Here is a 4739-nt window from a genome sequence, read left to right as displayed (position 1 = left end):
GGACTCCACCCGCGCCGCGGGCCTGCTGCGGACCCGGCTGCGGGGGATCACCGAGCTGTACGGCTAGTTGCACAGATTCTTTGCAAGTATCTTGTGCGTGGAAAGTGTGCACAGATATTGTGCATCTTATGGAGGAGAAGAAGCGCACCGTACGCATCGACCACCGTCAGGTCCGCGCGCTGGCCCAGCCGCTGCGCATGCGGCTGATCGGGGCGCTGCGCGTGGTGGGCCCGTCCACCGCCACCGCCCTCGCCGAGACGCTCGGCACCAACAGCGGCGCGACCAGTTACCACCTGCGCCAACTCGCCGAGGTCGGCCTCGTGGTCGAGGACCCGAGCCTCGGCACCGGCCGGCAGCGCTACTGGCGGGCCGCGCACGACGTCACCAGCTGGGAGTCCAGCGACTTCGACGACGACCCCGACTCGCGGGCGGCCATCGAGTGGGTCGAGGCGGACTACGTCCGCTTCTTCGCCGGGCACGCCGAACGCTGGTTCGCCCAGCGGCACCGGTGGTCGCCGGCCTGGCGTGACGCGTTCGGCATGGGCGACTTCTTCATGCGGATTCCGGTGGACCGCCTCAAGGCGATCCAGGAGGAGGTCTTCGCGGTCTTCGAGCGGCACCGCGACGAGACCGACCCGGACGACCCCGACGCCGAGACGGTGCAGCTCTACCTCGCCGCCCTCCCGATGGACGCGGCGTTCCCCCGGTCCACCCCGCCACCCGCCGAGGAGAAGCCGTGACCGCGCTGTCCGTACGCCAGATCCGGATCCGCTACCTCACGCTGTACGGCCTGCGCTGGCTGCCGAGCGGCCTGCTCATGCCGGTGATGATCCTGCTGATGCAGGAGCGCGGCCTCACGCTGTCCCAGATCGGCCTGGTCGCCACCGCCCAGGGCCTCGTCGTGCTGGCGCTGGAACTGCCCACCGGCGGCTTCGCCGACGCGCTCGGCCGCAAACCCGTGCTGGTCGCCGCCTGGGCCATCGGCCTCGGCTCGCTGGCGCTGATGGCGGTGGCCGACTCGTTCTGGATGTTCTTCCTGGTCTGGGCGCTGCAGGGCGTCTACCGGGCGCTCGACAGCGGCCCGATGGAATCCTGGTACGTCGACGCCACGCTCGCCGCCGACCCGAAAGCCGAGTACGAACGCGGCCTCGGCTGGGCCGGCACCGTGATCGGTGTCGCCATCGGCGCCGGCGCCCTGCTCAGCGGCGGCCTCGTCGCGCTCGGCCCGGTCGGCCCGGTCAGCGCCCTCGCGCTGCCGGTGATCGTCGCCGCCGTGCTCCAGGCCGTGTCCATCGTGGCGCTGCTCGCGCTGATGGCCGAGCGGCGGCCCGCGTCCGGCCCGGCCGCGCTGCGCGCCTCCGTGGTCGACGCGCCCCGGATGGTCGGGCAGGCCGTCGGGCTGCTGCGCCGAAACCGGGTGCTGGCGGCCCTGGTCGCCGTCGAGCTGTTCTGGGGCTTCGGCATGGTCACCTTCGAGTCGCTGCTGCCGGTACGCCTCGCCGAGGTGCTCGACGACCCGGCCCGCGCCGCGGCGCTGCTCGGCCCCGCCGGCACGGCGGCCTGGCTCGCGAACGCCGCCGGCGCCGCGCTCACCCCGTTCCTGCTGCGCCGCCTCGGCGCCGCCCCGGCCGCCGCGCTGATGCGGATCCTCCAGGGCGTCACAGTGGTCGGCATGGGCCTGCTGGCCGGGCCGGTCGGCATCCTCATCGCGTACCTGGCCTGCTACACCGTGCACGGCGCGTCGAACCCGCTGCACATGGGACTGCTGCACCGGCAGGTCGACGGGCCGTACCGCACCAGCGTGCTGTCGCTCAACTCGATGGCCGGCCAGCCGGCCGGCGCGCTCGGCGCGGTCACGCTCACCGCGCTGGCCGACGCCACGAGCGTCAGCACCGCCATGATCGTCGGCGGGGTGGTGCTCGCCGTGGCCGCGCCGCTCTACCTGCCGGCCTGGCGCGCCGCCCGCCGTACCCCCTCGGCGGTCGACGTGACGCCGGAGGTGACGGGCGGCGGCCCCGGCCACGCCGGCCTGGCGTCCGAGCCGCCCCTCGACGCGGCGGACCGTGGCGCCGCCGTCGGCGCGGACGCGGCTGCCGTCACTGGCGGGCCCGGGCCGGTGGTCGTGCCGGCGTCACCCGGCCGCGACTGAGTCCTGCGGGCGTCGTCCGGCAGTGGTTGGGCCGTCCCGGCGTCCCGGCGTCCCGACGGCGGGCGTCGCCCGGCGGCGGCCGAGTGGTGCCGGCGTTGTCGGCAGCAACGTTCCCGGCATCGCCGTGCGGGTCACCGCCCCGCGGGTGGAACGTCATGGGTGTCTCGGCTCCCGTTTGACACCCATGACGTTCCACTCACCGGTTCGACGCGCCCGCTTCCGATCGCAGCCCTGGCCGGGTGCCGGCAGCGTCAGGCCAGCTTGATCGAGGTGCGGCGTTCGGTGGCGGTGAAGCCGAGCCGCCGGTAGAGCCGGATCGCGCCCAGGTTGTCCGGGTAGACGCCCAGCGCCACCGTGTCGTACCGGGCGAACAGCGCGCCCGTCATGCCGGCGGTCAGCGCCGCGCCCAGCCCCCGGCCGCGAAGCCCGGGCGCGACGGTCAACCCGGCCAGGAAGCCGATGTCGGCGCGGCTGCGATCCGCGCCGCAGGCGAGCAGGCGGTCCCCGTCGCGGATCCCGTACCAGTCGACGATGCCCGGCTCGCCCGGCCGGGAGGTGGTGCTCGGAAACGCCTCCCCGATCAGCGCGGTCAGGGCGGGGCGGTCGGCAGCGGTGAGCCGCTCCACCCGCTCCTGCTCCGGCTGGTGCGGCGGCGGCGCGGTGGTCCAGAGGAAGTCCCACTCGATCAGCCGGGCCACCGGCAGCCGCGCGGCCACCTCGTCCGGGTCGGCGTGGGGCAGGTTGATCGACTGACCGGCTCGCAGCGTCCCGTCCACCCGGTGGGCGGCGAAGACGTCGAGCGCCGGGCCGGGGGCGCCGACCGCCCCGCCGGCCGACCACTCGCCCGGCGGGAGCAGCCACCCGACCGCGCCGCCGTGCCGCCATCCGCGTACGGCCTGGTCGTCCCGCAGCGCGTGCCGGGCGTACGGGTGGTCGCCGGCCGCGGCGAGCAGCGCCTCGCGCCCGGTCAGCGCCTCGTCGACAGTGATCATTGCGCCAGCCTACGAGCACCCGCAGCCCGTATCGGAGGACGGCCATCTCCTGTTCCAGGGTGGAGATTGACGAACAGACCGATTGGGTACATCCGTCGCCGACCTGCTGGGAACCCCCACCGGAGGAACGACATGCTCGCCATTCTCGCGGCCATCGTGTTCGGTTTCGCGCTGCTGCTCGACTTCATGAACACCGACCTCGGCGCACCCGATCTGTTCAGCACCTCGACGCTCATGCTCATCGGCTTCCTGCTGCTCTCGCTCTACCTGGCCGGCGTCGGCTCCGGCCCGCGCGGCGGCGGTGGCGGCCGCTGGTACCGGGGCCGGCGGCCGGGTCGCGGCTGACCGGAAACGACCACCCGGGTCGGGTCGGCGGCGCGATTCCGGCGCCGTCGGCCCGGCCCGGTACTGTTCTCGTGATGGAATCGGACGCCCTCTTCACCCTCGGCGAGCCCGCCGGAGCACCCGCGGGCGCGAGCGGCGCCGACGGCTTCACCGACGCCCGGGCGGACTCGCCCCTGCCGGTGCGGATGCGGCCGGCCGGCATCGACGAGCTGGTCGGGCAGGAGCACCTGCTCGCACCGGGCGCGCCGCTGCGTCAGCTGGTCGAGGGCGCGGCGCCGATGTCGGTCATCCTCTGGGGGCCGCCGGGCAGCGGCAAGACCACGATCGCGCATCTCGTGGCCCGGGCCACCGACCGGCGGTTCGTGGCGATGTCCGCGCTGACCGCAGGCGTGAAGGACGTCCGCGCGGTGATCGAGACCGCGCGGCGGCAGCGCCGTTCCGGCGGCCCGCCGACGGTGCTGTTCATCGACGAGGTGCACCGGTTCAGCAAGACCCAGCAGGACTCGCTTCTCGCCGCCGTCGAGGACCGTACTGTCACGCTGCTGGCGGCGACCACGGAGAACCCGTACTTCTCGGTCATCTCGCCCTTGTTGTCGCGGTGCGTGCTGCTCACCCTCCAGGCCCTCGACGACGACGACGTACGCGGGCTGCTGCGCCGCGCGGTCGCCGACGAGCGCGGCCTCGGCGGCGCGCTGGTGCTGGCCGAGGAGGCGGAGGACCACCTGGTCCGGCTCGCCGGGGGCGACGTACGCAAGGCGCTCACCGCGCTGGAGGCGGCCGCGGCCACCGCGACCGCGCTCGGCGCCGGCCGGATCGACCTGGCCGTGGCGGAGCAGGCGGTCGACGTGGCGGCGGTGCGCTACGACCGCGACGGCGACGCGCACTACGACGTGACCAGCGCGTTCATCAAGAGCATGCGCGGCTCCGACGTGGACGCGGCGCTGCACTGGCTGGCCCGGATGCTGGTGGCCGGCGAGGACGCCCGGTTCATCGCCCGCCGGCTGGTGATCTTCGCCAGCGAGGACGTCGGCATGGCCGATCCCACCGCGCTGACGGTGGCCACCGCCGCCGCCCACGCGGTCGAGTACGTGGGCCTGCCGGAGGCGCAGCTCAACCTGGCCCAGGCGGTCATCCACCTGGCCACCGCGCCGAAGTCGAACTCGGCCACCGCCGCGATCGGCGCCGCTGTCGCCGACGTACGCGCCGGTCGTGGCGGCCCGGTGCCGCGCGGGCTGCGCGACGCCCACTACTCC

The 4739-nt window shown here is 74.4% G+C and carries 5 protein-coding genes; 4 read left to right on the top strand and 1 reads right to left on the bottom strand.

The features are described from left to right. Positions 1 to 128 precede the first annotated feature (128 nt). Positions 129 to 740 carry a helix-turn-helix transcriptional regulator gene (locus tag KBX39_RS23720; RefSeq protein WP_210872577.1) on the top strand — a complete coding sequence of 204 codons (612 nt, stop codon included), beginning with the start codon at positions 129 to 131 and terminating at the stop codon, positions 738 to 740. Then, the gene (locus KBX39_RS23715; protein ID WP_166456337.1) at positions 737 to 2149 is read left to right on the top strand and encodes an MFS transporter; all 1413 of its coding nucleotides are present in this window, start codon (positions 737 to 739) and stop codon (positions 2147 to 2149) included. The genes KBX39_RS23720 and KBX39_RS23715 overlap by 4 nt, the downstream gene beginning before the upstream one ends. A gap of 251 nt (positions 2150 to 2400) precedes the next feature. On the opposite strand, the gene KBX39_RS23710 is transcribed toward KBX39_RS23715, so the two are convergent. Further along, positions 2401 to 3141, bottom strand: coding sequence for a GNAT family N-acetyltransferase (locus KBX39_RS23710; protein WP_210872575.1), 741 nt, complete (start codon positions 3139 to 3141; stop codon positions 2401 to 2403). 132 nt (positions 3142 to 3273) lie between these two features. Here KBX39_RS23710 and KBX39_RS23705 point away from each other — a divergent pair, with 132 nt between their 5' ends. Next, positions 3274 to 3486, top strand: a complete 213-nt coding sequence (locus KBX39_RS23705; protein WP_018785054.1) for a hypothetical protein — start codon at positions 3274 to 3276, stop codon at positions 3484 to 3486. A gap of 74 nt (positions 3487 to 3560) precedes the next feature. Next, a partial coding sequence (locus KBX39_RS23700) for a replication-associated recombination protein A (protein WP_210872573.1) occupies positions 3561 to 4739 on the top strand: 1179 nt, incomplete at its 3' end.

It is taken from the genome of Micromonospora sp. D75, from assembly GCF_018070405.1.
Classification (GTDB): Bacteria; Actinomycetota; Actinomycetes; order Mycobacteriales; family Micromonosporaceae; genus Micromonospora; species Micromonospora chalcea.
The sequence above is the reverse complement of the archived record's forward strand: the minus strand, read 5'-3'. Positions and strand labels throughout refer to the sequence as shown.